This window comes from Burkholderia sp. MSh2 (genome assembly GCF_000731655.1).
GTDB lineage: Bacteria > Pseudomonadota > Gammaproteobacteria > Burkholderiales > Burkholderiaceae > Burkholderia > Burkholderia paludis.
This window is the reverse complement of record NZ_JPGM01000070.1, coordinates 1-14,648: the sequence shown is the minus strand read 5'-3', so window position 1 is coordinate 14,648 and position 14,648 is coordinate 1. Positions and strand designations below refer to the sequence as shown.

Genomic DNA, 14,648 nt, shown 5'->3' with positions numbered 1-14,648 from the left:
CGATTCCTGGCGGCAGGCAGTCCCGCGTCGTGCAGCCCACGTCGCGGACCGTCGCGAGCGGATCGGTCCCCTAATCTGCCGGCAACGCCGAACGCCGGCCGCGAGCGTGACACGTGATATGAGCCTGCTGAACTTTCCGAGTGACCGCCCCATCGATCTCGCCTGCCTCGGCCGCGTGGCCGTGGATCTCTATGCGCAGCAGTACGGCAGCCGCCTGGAGGATGCGCGCAGTTTCCAGATGTATCTCGGCGGCTCGTCGGGCAACGTCGCGTTCGGCGTGGCCCGGCTCGGGCTGAAGACCGCGATGATCTCGCGCGTCGGCGACGAGCAGATGGGCCGCTTCCTGCGCGAGACGCTCGAACGCGAAGGCTGCGACACCAGCCAGCTGCAGACCGACGGCGAACGCCTCACCGCGCTGGTGCTGCTCGGGCTGAAGGATCGCGACACGTTCCCGCTGCTGTTCGTGCGCGAGAACTGCGCGGACATGGCCGTGCGCGCCGACGAGATCAGCGAGGCCTTCATCGCCGGCTGCCGCGCGCTCGCGATCACCGGCACGCACCTGTCGACGCCGGGTACGCGCGAGGCGTCGCTGACCGCGCTCGGCTACGCGCGCCGCCACGGCGTCGTGCGCATTCTCGACATCGACTACCGGCCGGTGCTGTGGGGCCTGACCGCACGCGGCGCGGGCGAGAACCGCTACGTGCCGGATGCGCAGGTGACGCGGCAACTGCAGCAGGTGCTCGGCGAATTCGACCTGCTGGTCGGCACCGAGGAGGAATTCCTGATCGCGGGCGGCGTGCCGCACGACCTGATCGGGTCGCTGCAGGCGGTGCGCCGGATCACGAACGCCGCGCTGGTCGTCAAGCGCGGCGCGCTCGGCTGCTGCGTGATCGAGGGCGATATCCCCGCCTGCATCGACGACGCGCCGACCTTTCTCGGCGAGCGCGTCGAGGTGCTCAACGTGCTCGGCGCGGGCGACGCGTTCCTGTCGGGCCTGCTGTCGGGCCTGCTGCGCGGCCGCGACTGGGCCGAATCGACGCGCATCGCGAACGCGTGCGGCGCGATCGTCGTGTCGCGCCACGCGTGCTCGGCCGCGATGCCGACGCCGGCCGAACTCGCGCACTGGTTCGACGGCGACCGCAATCCGGCGGTCGACGCCGACCGCACGCTCGCGCACCTGCATCGCGTGACGGTGCCGCGTCGCGAATGGGACGACCTGTGCGTGATGGCGTTCGACCATCGCAGCCAGTTCTACGAACTCGCGGTGCAGGCCGGCGCGGACGAAGCTCGCATCAAGACGCTGAAGCGCCTGCTCGTGCGCGCGGCCGAACAGGTCGAGCGCGAGCGCCGGATCGAAGGCCACGTCGGCGTGCTGATCGACGGCGGCGCCTACGGCAGCGACGCGCTCGCGTCGGCCACCGGGCGCGGCTGGTGGGTCGGTCGCCCGGTCGAGCTGCCCGGCTCGCGGCCGCTGCGCTTCGACGAGACGCGCTCGGTCGGCTCGACGCTCACGCACTGGCCGACCGAGCAGGTCGTGAAGTGCCTGATCCACTATCACCCGGACGACGACGTCGACCTGCGCGTGGAGCAGGAACAGCGCGTGCTGGAGCTGTGGGAAGCCACCCGCGCGAGCGGCAACGAACTGCTGCTGGAGGTGATTCCGCCGCGCGCGGTCACGCCGGCGGGCACCGAGGACGACGCGGTGCTGCGCGCGGTCGCACGCTTCTACAACCTCGGCGTGATGCCCGAATGGTGGAAGCTCACGCCGCTGAGCGCCAACGGCTGGACGCGGCTCGAAGCGCTCGTCGCCGAGCGCGACCCTCATTGCCGCGGCGCGGTGATCCTCGGGCTGAACCAGCCGCTGCAATACCTCGTCGACAGCTTCCGCTCGGCGACCAGCCCGATCGTCAAGGGCTTCATGGTCGGACGCACGCTGTGGGCCGACGCGGCGCTGAACTGGTTCGCCGGCCGGATCGACGACCAGGCGCTGATCGACGAAGTCGCCGGCAACTTCGCGCAACTGGTCGACGCATGGCTCGGCCGCCGTGCCGCGGCCGCCCGCGCCGCCGCAGCCTGAGGCGGCGCCCGAGCCGATCCACCCGATTCCTCCTTACCGACCGACATGACCACCACCGTAAGACTGACCGTGAGCCAGGCGCTCGTGCGCTACCTGGCCGCCCTGCGCGCCGAAGTCGTCCAGCCCGACGGCCGCACCGAGATCCTGCCGTACTGCGGCGGCGTGTTCGCGATCTTCGGCCACGGCAACGTGGCCGGCCTCGGCGAAGCGCTGCATGCGGAACGGGACCGCCTGCCGACCTACCGCGCGCACAACGAGCAAGGGATGGCGAATGCAGCCGTCGCGTTCGCGAAAGCGAACTTCCGCCAGCGGATGATGGCGGCGACGTCGAGCATCGGCCCCGGCGCGACCAACATGCTGACGTCCGCCGCGCTCGCGCACGTCGGCCGGCTGCCGCTGTTGCTGCTGCCCGGCGACGTGTTCGTCTCGCGGCTGCCCGACCCCGTGCTGCAGCAGGTCGAGGATTTCGAACAGGGCGACGTCAGCGCGAACGACTGCTTCCGCCCCGTCACGCGCTACTTCGATCGCATCACGTCGCCCGAGCAGTTGCTCGTCGCGCTACCGCGCGCGATCCAGGTGATGACCGACCCCGCGCAGTGCGGCCCGGTGTGCCTCGCGCTGCCGCAGGACGTGCAGACGTTCGCATACGACTGGCCCGAGGATTTCTTCGCGCCGCCGGTGCTCCGGATGCGCCGGCCGCCGGCCGACGCGCTCGAGCTCGCCGATGCGCTCGACGTGCTGAAGGCGGCGCGCAAGCCGCTGATCGTCGCCGGCGGCGGCGTGCTGTACAGCCAGGCGTGGGACGCGCTGCGCGCGTTCGCCGACACGCACGGCGTGCCGGTTGCCGAATCGCAGGCCGGCAAGGGCAGCCTCGCGTGGGACCATCCGCTGAACCTCGGATCGGTCGGCGTGACGGGCTCGCCCGCCGCGAACCGCGCGGCCGCGCAGGCCGACGTCGTGCTCGCGGTCGGCACGCGGCTGCAGGATTTCACGACCGGCTCGCATGCGCTCTTCGGCAACGCGACGCTGCTGAGCCTGAACGTGCAGCCGTTCGACGCGGGCAAGAAACGCGGCCGGCAACTGGTCGCCGATGCGCGCACGGGCCTCGGCCAGTTGTCGGCCGCGCTGGCCGGCTGGCGTGCCGACGCGGGATGGACGGCCGCCGGCCGCGACCAGGCCGCCGCATGGAATGCGCGCGTGACCGAACTGACGACGCGCGCGCCGCGGGACACGCTGCCGTACGACGCGGACGTGATCGGCGCAGTGCGCGACTCCGCGGCCGACGCGGGGCGCGACAGCGCGCGCGACGATCTCGTCGTGTGCGCGGCCGGCACGCTGCCGGCCGAACTGCACAAGCTGTGGCGCAGCGGCGCGCCCGGCAACTACCACATGGACTATGCGTACTCGTGCATGGGCTACGAGGTCGCGGGCGGACTCGGCGCGAAGCTCGCGCGGCCCGAGCGCGAAGTCATCGTGATCGTCGGCGACGGCTCGTACATGATGCTCAACGCGGAACTCGCGACGTCCGTGATGCTCGGCCGCAAGATCATCGTCGTGATCCTCGACAACCGTGGTTACGGCTGCATCGAACGGCTGCAACTGAATTGCGGCGGCGCGAGCTTCAACAACATGCTCGACGACTGCGTGCCGGAGGGCGGCGAGCGCTCGACGATCGACTTCGCGATGCATGCGCGCGCGATGGGCGCCGACGCCGTGCACGTGCGCAACGTCGACGAACTGCGCCGCGAAATGCGGCGCGCCCGCGCGGCAACGAAGAGCCAGGTGCTCGTGATCGACACCACGCACCGGCGCACGACCGACGACGGCGGCGCGTGGTGGGAAGTCGCCGTGCCGCAAGTCTCCGCACGGGCCGGCGTCGGCGCCGCGCATCGCGCGTATCTCGACGCGAAGACCCGGCAGCGGCGCTGATGGCGCGCGCTGCCCACGAACCCGCCCCGCTGAAAACACATTCGAACCAAGGAAGCACGTCATGAGCTGGAACGTCCGCATCGGTATCAACCCCCTGTCGTGGATGAACGACGACCTGCCGTCGCTCGGCGGCGAAACGCCGCTCGAAACGGCGCTGCAGGAAGGCGCCGAAATCGGCTACGCGGGCTTCGAGCTCGGCAACAAGTTCCCGAAGACGGGCCCCGAGCTGAAGGCGAAGCTCGCCGAGTTCGGGCTCGTGTGCGTGTCGGGCTGGTATTCGGGCTTTCTCGCCGAGGTCGGGCCGGGCATGAGCGACGCCGATGCGCTCGCCGCGGAAATCGAGCGCTGCCGCGCGCACATGACGAAGCTGCAGTACAACGACGTGAAGGTCGTCGTGTACGGCGAATGCGCGGGTACGATCCAGGGCAGCATCGACACGCCGGTCGCGAAGCGGCCGCGCTTCGTCGACGACGAGGCATGGCGCCGCTACGCGGCGCGCCTCGACGCGTTCGGCGCGCATCTGCTCGACACGTACGGGATCAAGCTCGCCTACCATCACCACATGGGCGCGTACGTCGAATCGCCGGACGACGTCGACCGGCTGATGGCGCTGACCGATCCGGCGAAGGTGTTCCTGCTGTTCGACACGGGCCACGCGTATTTCGGCGGCGCGACCGACCCGGTGGCGCTGCTGAAGAAACACGTATCGCGCGTGGTCCACGTGCATTGCAAGGACGTGCGGGCGCAGGTCGTCACGCAGGCGCGCAACGACGGCTGGAGCTTCCTGAACGGCGTGATCAACGGCACCTTCACGGTGCCGGGCGACGGCGCGCTCGACTACGACGCCACGCTGCGCACGCTGAAGGACGCCGGCTACGAAGGCTGGCTCGTCGTCGAGGCCGAGCAGGACCCGGCGGTCGCGCCGAGCTATGCGTATGCGAAGAAGGGCTACGATTCGCTGCGCGCGATCGTCGACCGGTTGAGCGCGTAAGCGCTCGCACGCTTGAGCCCCCCTGTTGCGGAGCCCCACCCCATGACGATTTCTCCCCTGTTGATCAAGGCCTCGGCCGATCGCGAAATCTGCAACGTGACGCCCGAATCGGCCGGCTGGAAGCATGTCGGCTTTCGCGCGCTGCGCCTGAAGGCCGGCGATGCCGAAACGCTCGACACCGGTGCGCGCGAGCTGTGCGTCGTCGTGCTCACGGGCACGGTGCGCGCGGAGGTCGACGGCACGACCTACGAGGCGCTCGGCAAGCGCGACAGCGTATTCGACGAAGTCTCGCCGGACGCGCTGTACGTGCCGGGCGGCAAGACCGTCACGCTGGCCGCGACGCGCGACGCGGAAATCGCGCTGTGCACCGCGCCGTACACGAGCGGCGACAAGCCTGTGCGGCGTCTCGACGGCGAACGGATGCGTCGCTCGGTGCGCGGGCAAGGCACCAATACGCGGTACGTGTGCGACATCCTGATGGGCGACAATCCGGCGGCCGACCGGCTGCTGGTGGTCGAGGTGATCACGCCGGCCAGCCATTCGAGCAGTTATCCGCCGCACAAGCACGATCGCGACGCGGCGCCGGAGGAAACCTCGCTCGAGGAAACCTACTATCACCGGATCGATCCGCCGCAGGGCTTCGCGTTCCAGCGGGTGTACACGGACGACCGCAGCCTCGACGAAGCCTGCGCGGTCGAGGACCACGACGTCGTGATGGTGCCGCGCGGCTACCATCCGGTGGTCGCGCCGCACGGCTACAACCTCTACTACCTGAACGTGATGGCCGGGCCGAGCCGCGCATGGGCGTTCAGGAACGATCCCGCGCACGCGTGGATGCTCGACGCGGCGCCGCAGCGCTGAACGATGGACGGGCCCGCGCGCGGCCCGTGACGATGCGCCGCCCGGCACGCGCAGACAGCGCCGGCGATGCCACGGAGCCGCCATGGTGACGACCCTCTTTCGCCTCGAACCCCACCCTTTCGACGACGACGCGTCGAACCCGGCGCTGCCGCGCTTCAACGCGGCCATCGCCCGCCGGATCGGTGAAATCGCGGTCAATCTCGCATCGCGCCGCGGGCTGCCGATCGCGGTGAGCATCGTCGGCGAACAGGCGCCGCTGTTCTACTGCGCGCTCGACGGCAGCGTCGCCGGCGACAGCGACGCGATCCGCCGGCGCCAGAACACGGTGCTGCGGTTCGGCCTCAGTTCGCTCGCGGTCGGCGAGCGCTTTCGCCGCGCCGGCTGGTCGCTGCAGTCGCAGGGGCTGTCGGACGACGACTATGCGCTCGACGGCGGCGGCGTGCCGCTGCGCATCGCGGGCACCGGCGTCGTCGGCGCGATGGCGATCGCGGGGCTCGACCCGGCGCACAATCACGCGCTCGCCGTCGAAAGCCTGCAGTGGCACGTCGGTCGCTACGCGCTCGCGATGCACGCATGACGGCACGGGCGGCGCGCCCGGTTGCAGGCGCGCCGCCCCGCCGGATCAGTTCAGTCCGCCGCTGACGACGAGGCGCTCGCCGGTCATCCAGCGCGCGTCGTCCGACGCGAGGAACACGGCGACCGACGCGATGTCGTCGGGCTCGCCGAGGCGGCCGAGCGGCGTCTCGCTGCGCACCTGCTTGTCGAGATCCGAACCGATGATGCCCGCGCTGTGGGTGCCTTCGGTCACGATCATGCCCGGGTTGATCGCGTTCACGCGGATCTTGCGCGGGCCGAGTTCGAGCGCGAGCACGCCGGTGATCGCGTCGACCGCGCCCTTGGTGCCGCTGTAGACCGCGCTGGCCGGCGGCGTGATGCTGGTCACCACCGAGCTGATGTTGATGATGCTCGCGCCTTCGCCGAGATGCTTGACGGCCGCCTGCGTCGTCAGCAACACGCCGAACACGTTCGTGTCGAACTGCCGGCGGTAATGTTCCTCGCTGATCGCCTCGATCGGCGCGAATTCGTATACGCCGGAGTTGTTGACGAGCACGTCCAGCCGGCCATACGTGCCGATCGCCGTATCGACGATGCGTTGCGCGTCGGCTGCCTTCGACACGTCGCCGCCGACCGCGACCGCGCGGCCGCCCGCCTCGACGATCGCGCTCACGACCGCGTCGGCGCCCGCCTTGCTGCTTGCATAGTTGACGACGACAGACGCGCCCTCGGCGGCCAGTGCCTTCGCGATCGCGGCACCGATGCCCTTCGACCCGCCCGTGACGATCGCTACCTTGTTTGCCAGCTTGCCCATGATTTCATTCCTCCGACAGAAGACGTTCGATGATGACGGCGCCGGCTGTCGCGCCAATCCGGCAACCGGCATGACTGGCAATGTACTGTGCGGTGCAGCGGCGATAAAGCGGCCCGGCGCGAATTGACTGGCGGGGTTTTACGAACAATCCGCCGGACGCGGTCAGCCGGCGCTCAGCCATGCGGCGGTGACCGCGCCGCCGAGGCCGCCGAGCGCGCCGTCGTAGACGATCCGTCCGCGCCCCATCACCGCGACGCGCCGCGCGAGCCGCGGCGCGAGCTGCAGCCGCTGCTCGATCAGCACGATCGCGACGCCGTCGGCCTGCAGCGCGGCGAGGCAGGCGCCGACTTCATCGACCGCAAGCGGCGCGAGCCCTTCGGCCGGCTCGTCGACGATCAGCACGCGCGGGCGACCGGCCAGCGCACGCACCAGCGCGAGCACCTGCTGCTCGCCGCCCGACAGCCGCCCGGCCTTCACGTCGGCGCGCGCCGCCAGCAGCGGAAAGCGGTCGAACAGGCGTTCGAGCGCCGCGCGCTCGGCCGCGCCGCGCGTGCCGCGCAGCCCGAGCCGCAGGTTGTCGCGCACGGTCAGCAGCGGGAACACGTCACGGCTTTCGGCCACGTAGGCGACGCCGCGCCGCGCGATGTCGAACGTGCGCGCGCCCGCGCACTCCGCGCCGTCGACGCGCACCGAGCCGGCCGTGCGCACGAGCCCCATCACGGCCTTTGCGAGCGTCGAGCGCCCCGAGCCGTTGCGGCCGAGCAGCGCGAGCGTCTCGCCCGGCGCCAGCGCGAGATCGACCCCGCCCAGCACGGGCTGCACGCCGTACCACGCGCGCAGGTCGCGAATCTCGAGCAGCGCGCTCATGCGCCCTCCCCGAGATACGCAGCCCGCACCGCCGGGTCCCCGCGGATCGCGGCGGGTTCGCCCGTCGCGACCACGGCGCCGCGCACGAGCACCGTGATGCGTTCGGCGAAGCCGAACACCGCATCCATGTCGTGCTCGATCATCAGCACCGTGCGCCCCTGCGTCGTCGCGCGGATCAGCGCGATCATCCGCGCTGCCTGCTCGCGGCTCATGCCGGCCGTCGGTTCGTCGAGCAGCAGCGTGCGGGCGCCGCTCGCGAGTGCGATCCCGAGATCGAGCGCGCGCTGCTCCGCATAGCTCAGTTCGGCGGCCGGCGTGTCGCGCCGCGCGTCGAGGCCGACGTCGTGCAGCACGCGCGCGGCCGCGCGATCGACCGACGCCGATTCGCGCAGCCGGTTCCACCAGCGCCGCCGCTCGGCCGGCGCGTGCAGCGCCGCGCAGCGCAGGTTGTCGAACACGGTCAGCCGCGCGAACGCGCTCGTCTGCTGGAAACTGCGGCCGATGCCGAGCCGGCTGGCGACGACCGGCCCGCGCCCGCGCAACTCGATGCCATGCAGCACGACACGCCCGCGCGTCGGCCGCGCCGCCCCCGCGATCACGCCGAACAGCGTCGATTTGCCTGCGCCGTTCGGCCCGATCAGCGCATGGCGCTCGCCGGCCGCGATGCTCAGATCGACGCCGTCGAGCACGGTCTGCGCACCGAAACGCTGCACGACGCCGTGCAGTGCGATCGCGTTGCCGTTCATCGCCCGTCCTCCCGCGCGCCCGGCGCGAACCGTGCGCGCCAGCCCCACAGCAGCGTGCCGATGCCGGCCGCCGAGCACGCGACGGCCCAGCCGGCCGGCGTATCGGCGTCGATCCCCCATGCGCCGAACGCGAGGCCCGAGCCGTCGTCCTGCGCGAAGCGCCACGCATACCCCAGCTCGGCCGCGCAGACGATCGCCGCGCCCCAGAACACGCACGCGCCGACGCCGCACAGCAGGCGCCACCGCTCGGCCGCCGGCGCGCCGCGCCGCAGCGCATGCGCGAGCGCTTGCGCAATGCCGGCCAACCCGCCGGGCGCGGCCACGACAATCGCGACGAACAGCACGCCGAGATACAGCGCCCATGCGCGCGACACGCCCGCGACGACGATGCTCAGCGCGGTCAGCACGACGGCGCCGGCCGCCGGCCCGAAGAATGCGCCGGTGCCGCCGATCACCGCGGCGATCAGCACGGTGGCCGAGCGCGCCATCGACACGCTGTCCGGCGTCGCGATCTCGACGTCGATCAGCGTCAGCGTGCCGGCAACGCCCGCGAAGAACGACGCGCAGGTGACCATCGCGAGCCGGACGCGGCGTGGATCGGTGCCGAGCGCGGCGACGCGCGCGGGGTTGTCGCGCACCGCGTTCGCGAGCCGCGCGAGCGGCGTGCGTGTCAGCGCGTGCATGGCCCACGCCGACGCGACGCACCACGCGGCGATCACCGCATAGGCCTGGGCCGGCGCGCCGAACTGCCAGCCGCCCCACGGCGTGCCGCTCGCGCGGTCGATCGGCACGCCGCCGACCCCGCCGAACCACGCGGGCACGCTCCATGCGGCGGCCGCGACGCATTCGCCGAGCCCGAGCGTGATCATCGCGAACGCGGTGCCCGAACGGCGCGTCGCGAGCAGGCCCGCAGCCCAGCCGAGACCGGCACCGGCCAGGCCGCCGACGAGCGGCAACAGCGGCAGCGGGCCGCCGAAGCGGTTGAACCAGTGCGCGGCCGCGAACGCCCCGAGGCCCGCGAACGCGGCGTGCCCGAACGACAGCAGCCCGGTCGTGCCGAGCTGCAGGTTGTACGACAGCGCGAGCACGACGAGCGCGGCCGTCTGCGCGAGATAGCCGAGCATCGCGCCATGCGGCCACAGCCACGCGGGCAGCGCGACGCACGCGGCGAACAGCGTCCAGCGCGCGAGGCCGGCGAGCGCGCGGCTACGCATCGGCGCGCTCGCCGAACAGCCCGCGCGGCCGTGCGACCAGCACGGCGACGAGCAGCAGGTACGGCACCAGCGGCGCCAGTTGCGCGATCGACACCGCGGCGACGCTGTCGGGCAACGCGATGCCGGCCCATTGCGCGAGATCCCGCAGCGACGTATCGCTCGCGGCCGCGAAGGTCTGCGCGAAACCCACGGCAAGCGACGCGGCGAACGCGCCGCCGAGCGAGCCGAGGCCGCCGATCACGACCACCGCGAACACGACCGATCCGACGGTCTCGGCCAGCGCGGGCTCGACGACCGCGAGCGGCGCGCCGATCACGCCGGCGAGCGCCGCGAGCGCGGTCCCCGCGCCGAACAGTGCCGTCATCATGCGCGGCACGTCGTGGCCGAGCGCCTCGACGGCCGCGCGATGCGTGAGCGCGGCGCGCACGACGAGCCCGATGCGCGACACGCGCAGCAACGCGCCGAGCGCGGCCAGCATCGCCGTCGACATTCCCATCATGAACAGCCGATAGCGCGGCAACGCGAGGCCGAACACGGTCACGGGCGCGCCGTCGAACAGCGGCGGCACCGGCGCCGGCAGCGGCGCGAGGCCCCAGACCAGCTTCGCGCCCTCGCCGATCAGGTAGGCGAGGCCGAAGGTCAGCAGCAGTTCGCTCGTATGGCCGCGCGCCTGCACGCGGCGCAGCAGCGTACGTTCGCAACCGGCGCCGAGCAGCCCGACCGCGAGCGGCGCGAGCACGAGCGCGGGCCAGAAGCCCGCCCCCGCCGCGATGCTGTAGCCGACATACGCGCCGAGCATGTAGAAACTCGCATGCGCGAAATTGAGCACGCCCTGCACGCTGAAGATCAGCGTGAGGCCGGCCGACAGCATGAACAGCAGCAGGCCGTAGCTGAGGCCGTTGAAGGCCTGGAGCGCGAACGCGTGCACCGCGAACCGTCAGGCCGCGAGCGGATCGAGCGCCGAGCGCAGCGCATCGGGCAGCGGGACCGGACGGCGCGTGCCGCGATCGACGTACACGTGCACGAAATGGCCCTGCGCGGCGGGCGCCGCCGCGCCTTGCGCGAACAGCCCCACCTCGTAGCGCACGCTCGACGTGCCGAGCTTCGCGACGCGCAGCCCCGCGTCGACCGATTGCGGAAACACGAGCGGCGCGAAATAGTTGCATTGCGTCTCGACCACCAGCCCGATCGTCTGCCCGTGCTCGACGTCGAGCACGCCCGCGCGGATCAGGTATTCGTTCACGACGGTGTCGAAGTAGCTGTAATAGACGACGTTGTTCACGTGCCCGTAGACGTCGTTGTCCATCCAGCGGGTCGTGATCGGCAGGAAGTGGCGGTAGGCGTCGCGCGGACGCGGTTGCGGCTTGTCGGACATGGCGATGGCGGTCAGGACGTTGAAAGCGATGCCCAGGAAACGCGGCCGCCGCATGGCGCGGCGGGCCGGCAACGGGCGAGACGCCGCGGCGCGGCGGACGAAACCCTGCGCACGGGCCGGCCCGTCACTGCCCCGGCCGGTCGACGAATTCGAAATCGAGGCCGCGCGCGCGCATCCAGTCGGCGAGCGCGACGCCGGTGCCGGCGCGCCACGGGCGCAGCAGCGGCGGATCGACGAGCCGGTATTCGAGCAGCTCCGGCGACAGCGCGACCGTGCCCGACGCGCGCACGTGGTACGCGATGATCAGTTCGTTCTTGCGGATGAATTCGTAGACGCCGACGAGCGACACCTGCTCGGCCTTCAGCGCGGTTTCCTCGAACACCTCGCGCGCGATGCCGTCCTCGGGCGTCTCGCCGTTCTCGAGAAAGCCGGTGATCAGCGCGAACATGCCTTCGGGCCAGGCCGCATTGCGCGCGAGCAGGATCTTGCCGTCGAGTTCGACGATCGCCGCGACGACGGGCAGCGGGTTGTTCCAGTGCACGTAGCCGCAGGTGTCGTCCGGGCACGCCTGGCGAACGCGGCCGCCTTCGTGTTCGGGATCGGCGCGCTCGGTCAGCGGGCGCGCGCAGCGGGGGCAGAAGCGGTAGTCGGCGGTGGTCATCGATGGAAAGGTGGCGAACGCGGGCCGCCCGCATCGGCGGCGCCGCACGCGCCCGGCGCGGGAAAGTCTCGATTCTAGCGAGTTTGCGCGGCGCCGAGGTGCTCCGCGACGGCCGGACGAACCGGCCGGACCCGCGCGGGCGATGCCGTCCGTCGGCGCCCGGCCTGCGTTCGCGCCCGCCCGGCTCGCGCACCGGGCATGCGAGAGCATGCCCGGCGAGTCGCGTTCCGCCTGCATGCGACGGCCCGTTCCCCGGCGCGGGCCGCCGCGTGCGGCGGGATGGCCGGCGATCCGGTCAGTCCGGGCCGCCGGCATGGGCGGCACCGGTCAGTCGCGGATCTGGCCGTAGTTGACGCTCGCGAGCGGCATCCCCGCTGCAGCGCCGGTTGCGCTGCTGCCCTTGAAAAGTCCGAAATTCAGGGCCGCGAACGCGCCGGCTTGCTGGCCGTAACCCGGGGTCAGCGCGACACGGGTTGTCGTCGTCGAGTTGTCGAACGTGCCGAAGTTCGCGCCGGCCAGGCCGCCGAGCCGCGCATAGTAGCCGCCGGAAACCATGCCTGCCGCCGCCGACGATGCGACCACGCCGCTGTTGAAGCCGACCAGGCCGCCAACGAAGCTGTCGTGACTGCCGGCGACCGAACCGGACGCGCTCGCGTGCTCGACCGACGCGCCCATGCCGTTCTCGCCGATCAGGCCGCCGACCGAGCTGCGCCGATCGGCCAGCACATCGCCGCTTGCATTCGACGACGACACGTAGCCGGTGTTGAGGCCGACCAGGCCACCGGCCTTGCCCGCTCCAATCACCGCGACCGCGCCCTGCGCGCCGGCATCGCGCACCGTCCCCGTGTTGCGGCCGACGAGCCCGCCGGCGATGCTGTCGAACTCGGCCCGGACATCGCCCGACGCAGACGATCCGACGATCGTGCCGCTGTTGGACGCCACGAGGCCGCCGACGACGCTCTCGAAATCGGTCGCGACCGAACCCGTCGACGCGGACGCCTGCACGGTGCCCGCATTCACGCCGACCAGACCGCCGGCCTGCGCGATCATGCCGGCCATCACGGCTCCCTTCGACGACGAACCGCGGATCTCGCCGTCGTTCACGCCGGCCAGACCGCCGGCCGTTGCGAAGTCGCCCGCGGTCACGTCGCCGCTGGCCGACGACGCGCGCACTTCGCCGCTCGCCGCATTGCGGCCGACCAGCCCGCCCGCGATACCGTTCGCCCGTGCCGTAACGTGGCTGTCGGTACTCGACGCGTCGATCCTGCCTGCGTTGTGGCCGACCAGCCCGCCCGCCACGCCTGCCATGCCGGCGTCGACGTTGACGCTGGCCGTCGCGTCGCGCACGCTCGCGAAATTGGCGCCGACGAGGCCGCCGACGTTCGACGCACCGCCCGTTGCCCTGCCGACTGCCGTCGACGCGTTCACGACGCCACGGTTTTCGCCGACCAGCCCGCCGACGCGCGCGCCGTCGGTCGCCGCCACGATGCCCTTGAACGCCGATGCGTCCACCCGGCCCGCATTGTGGCCGACGAGGCCGCCCACGGATGCGTTGCGGTCACCCCGCACGTCGCCGCTGAACGTCGATGCGTTGACCGCGCCGCCATTGTTGACGCCGACCAGCCCGCCGACCCGCGCGCCGCTGCCGAGCGCGTTGACGATGCCGGTCGCGGTCGATCCGTCGACGAGGCCGCGGTTGTCCCCGACGAGCCCGCCCGCGCTGCCGCCCGACGCACTGACGACCTTGACGTCGGCCCGGCTGTCGCGAATCAGCGCATCGTCGGCAGCGGGCGAGATGAACGAGATGTTTTCACCCGCCAGACCGCCGACGTGCAGCGCATTGTTGCCGCCGTTGACGAGACCCAGCACGGATGCGCGCTCGATCGATCCGCCGTAGTTACCGCCGACGAGCCCGCCCAGAATCACCATGCCTTCGCCGCGCACCGCGACGTTCGTCGCCTTCACGTCCGAGATCGTGCCGAAGTTGTAGCCCGCCAGCGTGCCGACGCTGACCGGCGACCGGCCGTACGGCACGACCGTGTCCGTCGAGATGCTGTCGAGCCCGAGGTTGGCGATGCGCCCGCCGTTGGCCTCGAAAAGGCCGACGGCGTTGCTGCCCGAACTGGAAATCGACAGATCGCGGATGGTATTGCCGAGGCCGTCGAACACGCCGTCGAACACGCGTCTCGCTCCGATGCTCCGGAACGATGCGCCGCGGCCGTCCACCGCGTTGCCGAGTACATAGTGGCCGTTCAGGTCGCGGTCCACGTTGCGCAGGCCCGCGACGTCGTGGATCACCTGATACGCTTCGCCGTTCGACGAGAACGACGCATTGCGGCCCGACAGCGTTGCCGACGCCTTGTCTTGCGTGAACCGGTGACCCTTCGCCGAGTTCAGCTCCAGATGCGCCTGTTCGCCCGTCAGCGCAAGCTTGTCATCCACGCGGATCTCGCCCGCCGCGTTTGCCACCACGCGCGCCTTTGCGCCGCTTGCTGCTACTGCCTGCTTCAGCGCAACGTCACCCTTTTGCGACGTCAGCGTCAGTGCATGGTCGCTCG

13 protein-coding genes are annotated in these 14,648 nt (G+C 71.5%); 5 read left to right on the top strand and 8 right to left on the bottom strand.

Features of this window, described 5'->3' with window-relative positions; genetic code table 11:
* Window positions 1–118 precede the first annotated feature (118 nt).
* The 5 genes from GQ57_RS31855 (at window position 119) to GQ57_RS31835 (ending at window position 6,435) form a co-directional block, all read left to right on the top strand.
* Entirely contained in the window at window positions 119–2,077 is a 1,959-nt protein-coding gene (locus tag GQ57_RS31855; protein ID WP_031402337.1) for a bifunctional 5-dehydro-2-deoxygluconokinase/5-dehydro-2-deoxyphosphogluconate aldolase, read from the top strand.
* A gap of 45 nt (window positions 2,078–2,122) precedes the next feature.
* Window positions 2,123–4,006 (top strand): 3D-(3,5/4)-trihydroxycyclohexane-1,2-dione acylhydrolase (decyclizing), encoded by a 1,884-nt coding sequence (iolD, locus tag GQ57_RS31850; RefSeq protein ID WP_034199951.1) that lies wholly within the window; start codon window positions 2,123–2,125, stop codon window positions 4,004–4,006.
* Window positions 4,007–4,067: 61 nt separating this feature from the next.
* A complete protein-coding gene (iolE, locus tag GQ57_RS31845; protein ID WP_031402335.1) occupies window positions 4,068–4,997 on the top strand; it encodes a myo-inosose-2 dehydratase in 930 nt (309 codons plus the stop codon).
* A gap of 42 nt (window positions 4,998–5,039) precedes the next feature.
* A complete protein-coding gene (iolB, locus tag GQ57_RS31840) occupies window positions 5,040–5,858 on the top strand; it encodes a 5-deoxy-glucuronate isomerase (protein ID WP_031402334.1) in 819 nt (272 codons plus the stop codon).
* A gap of 82 nt (window positions 5,859–5,940) precedes the next feature.
* Window positions 5,941–6,435: a heme-degrading domain-containing protein gene (locus GQ57_RS31835; RefSeq protein ID WP_031402333.1), complete on the top strand. Its 495-nt coding sequence runs from the start codon at window positions 5,941–5,943 to the stop codon at window positions 6,433–6,435.
* Between the two features lie 45 nt (window positions 6,436–6,480).
* On the opposite strand, the gene GQ57_RS31830 is transcribed toward GQ57_RS31835, so the two are convergent.
* The 8 genes from GQ57_RS31830 to GQ57_RS31795 all read right to left on the bottom strand — a co-directional run.
* Window positions 6,481–7,227, bottom strand: coding sequence for a glucose 1-dehydrogenase (locus GQ57_RS31830; RefSeq protein ID WP_031402332.1), 747 nt, complete (start codon window positions 7,225–7,227; stop codon window positions 6,481–6,483).
* Between the two features lie 162 nt (window positions 7,228–7,389).
* On the bottom strand, window positions 7,390–8,094 hold the full coding sequence (locus GQ57_RS31825; protein WP_031402331.1) for an ABC transporter ATP-binding protein: 705 nt from the start codon (window positions 8,092–8,094) through the stop codon (window positions 7,390–7,392).
* On the bottom strand, window positions 8,091–8,840 hold the full coding sequence (locus GQ57_RS31820) for an ABC transporter ATP-binding protein (RefSeq protein WP_034199950.1): 750 nt from the start codon (window positions 8,838–8,840) through the stop codon (window positions 8,091–8,093). The genes GQ57_RS31825 and GQ57_RS31820 overlap by 4 nt, the downstream gene beginning before the upstream one ends.
* The gene (locus GQ57_RS31815) at window positions 8,837–10,054 is read right to left on the bottom strand and encodes a branched-chain amino acid ABC transporter permease (RefSeq protein WP_034199949.1); all 1,218 of its coding nucleotides are present in this window, start codon (window positions 10,052–10,054) and stop codon (window positions 8,837–8,839) included. Before GQ57_RS31815 ends, GQ57_RS31820 begins: the two co-directional genes overlap by 4 nt.
* Window positions 10,047–10,982, bottom strand: coding sequence for a branched-chain amino acid ABC transporter permease (locus GQ57_RS31810; RefSeq protein ID WP_034199948.1), 936 nt, complete (start codon window positions 10,980–10,982; stop codon window positions 10,047–10,049). The genes GQ57_RS31815 and GQ57_RS31810 overlap by 8 nt, the downstream gene beginning before the upstream one ends.
* A gap of 9 nt (window positions 10,983–10,991) precedes the next feature.
* The gene (locus GQ57_RS31805; RefSeq protein ID WP_031402327.1) at window positions 10,992–11,429 is read right to left on the bottom strand and encodes an acyl-CoA thioesterase; all 438 of its coding nucleotides are present in this window, start codon (window positions 11,427–11,429) and stop codon (window positions 10,992–10,994) included.
* A 124-nt stretch (window positions 11,430–11,553) separates the two neighbouring features.
* Window positions 11,554–12,090 carry an NUDIX domain-containing protein gene (locus GQ57_RS31800; protein WP_031402326.1) on the bottom strand — a complete coding sequence of 179 codons (537 nt, stop codon included), beginning with the start codon at window positions 12,088–12,090 and terminating at the stop codon, window positions 11,554–11,556.
* A 327-nt stretch (window positions 12,091–12,417) separates the two neighbouring features.
* Window positions 12,418–14,648 (bottom strand): beta strand repeat-containing protein (locus GQ57_RS31795; protein WP_034199947.1); only part of this gene is annotated, 2,231 nt, incomplete at its 5' end.

Coding starts and splice junctions, on each gene's coding strand:
- GQ57_RS31855 (WP_031402337.1), top strand. CDS start 119: ATGAGCCTGCTGAACTTTCCGAGTGACCGCCCCATCGATCTCGCCTGC.
- iolD (WP_034199951.1), top strand. CDS start 2,123: ATGACCACCACCGTAAGACTGACCGTGAGCCAGGCGCTCGTGCGCTAC.
- iolE (WP_031402335.1), top strand. CDS start 4,068: ATGAGCTGGAACGTCCGCATCGGTATCAACCCCCTGTCGTGGATGAAC.
- iolB (WP_031402334.1), top strand. CDS start 5,040: ATGACGATTTCTCCCCTGTTGATCAAGGCCTCGGCCGATCGCGAAATC.
- GQ57_RS31835 (WP_031402333.1), top strand. CDS start 5,941: ATGGTGACGACCCTCTTTCGCCTCGAACCCCACCCTTTCGACGACGAC.
- GQ57_RS31830 (WP_031402332.1), bottom strand. CDS start 7,227: ATGGGCAAGCTGGCAAACAAGGTAGCGATCGTCACGGGCGGGTCGAAG.
- GQ57_RS31825 (WP_031402331.1), bottom strand. CDS start 8,094: ATGAGCGCGCTGCTCGAGATTCGCGACCTGCGCGCGTGGTACGGCGTG.
- GQ57_RS31820 (WP_034199950.1), bottom strand. CDS start 8,840: ATGAACGGCAACGCGATCGCACTGCACGGCGTCGTGCAGCGTTTCGGT.
- GQ57_RS31815 (WP_034199949.1), bottom strand. CDS start 10,054: ATGCGTAGCCGCGCGCTCGCCGGCCTCGCGCGCTGGACGCTGTTCGCC.
- GQ57_RS31805 (WP_031402327.1), bottom strand. CDS start 11,429: ATGTCCGACAAGCCGCAACCGCGTCCGCGCGACGCCTACCGCCACTTC.
- GQ57_RS31800 (WP_031402326.1), bottom strand. CDS start 12,090: ATGACCACCGCCGACTACCGCTTCTGCCCCCGCTGCGCGCGCCCGCTG.